1 protein-coding gene and 1 pseudogene are annotated in these 824 nt (G+C 66.3%); both read left to right on the forward strand.

Features of this window, described 5'->3' with window-relative positions:
• A pseudogene (locus tag MOV75_RS40160) lies at window positions 1-438 on the forward strand (CCA tRNA nucleotidyltransferase); the annotation flags it as partial.
• A partial coding sequence (locus MOV75_RS40165; protein WP_247008386.1) for a TSUP family transporter occupies window positions 435-824 on the forward strand: 390 nt, incomplete at its 3' end. The pseudogene MOV75_RS40160 and the gene MOV75_RS40165, both read left to right, overlap by 4 nt.

An 824-nucleotide genomic window follows, 5' to 3' on the forward strand; every position in this document is an offset into this window, starting at 1 on the left:
GTGACCGAAGATGCCAAGCGCGTCGCCGCACGCTTGCGGCTGTCCAATGCCGAAACCAAGGCGCTTGACTCGATGGGCCACCGCTGGTGGCGCTTGGCCGCCAAGGACGAAGCCAATGCACGGCGGCTGCTCTACCGGCTCGGGGCCGAGCGCTATCACGATCGTGTGTTGCTGGGATGGGCGCGGGCCGGCTGCGATGTCGCCTCAATGCACTGGCGCGCGCTCGCCGAGCTGCCGCAGCGCTGGACCGCGCCGAAATTTCCGTTGAAGGCCGCGGATTTCATCGCGCGCGGCCTGGCCGAGGGACCTGCGCTCGGACATGTGTTGACGCTCGCCGAGGACGCTTGGCTTGCGGCGGATTTTCCCCTAGAAGAAGCCGCGCTCGCTTCCATCGCCGATCAAGCTGCGGCCCGCATCAGCCGCGACGAGAGAACGTGACCATCGTCTCAGCCCTCGCCGACATCTCGATTTTTCAGCTCCTGCTGGTCGCGTTGATGGCGTTGTTTGCTTCGATCATCGGTGGTCTCGCCGGTTATGGCACCGGCGCCTTGATGCCGCTGGTGCTTGTGCCCCTCGTCGGCGCCGAGCCCGTGGTGCCGATCATCGCGATCTCCGCCATCTTCACCAATTCCAGCCGCGCGCTTGCCTATATCCGTTATGCCGATCGTCGCCGCGCGCTGATCGTGCTGGCCTGCGCTGGCCTAACGACGGCGCTCGGCGCTTACGGCTATACGCGTCTCACAAATGCCGGTGCGGCGCTCGTGATCGGCGCCATGCTGATCCTGAGCGTGCCGCTGCGCCGCGTGCTTCGCCGCCGAAGCGTG

The organism is Bradyrhizobium sp. PRIMUS42, from assembly GCF_023006515.1.
GTDB lineage: Bacteria > Pseudomonadota > Alphaproteobacteria > Rhizobiales > Xanthobacteraceae > Bradyrhizobium.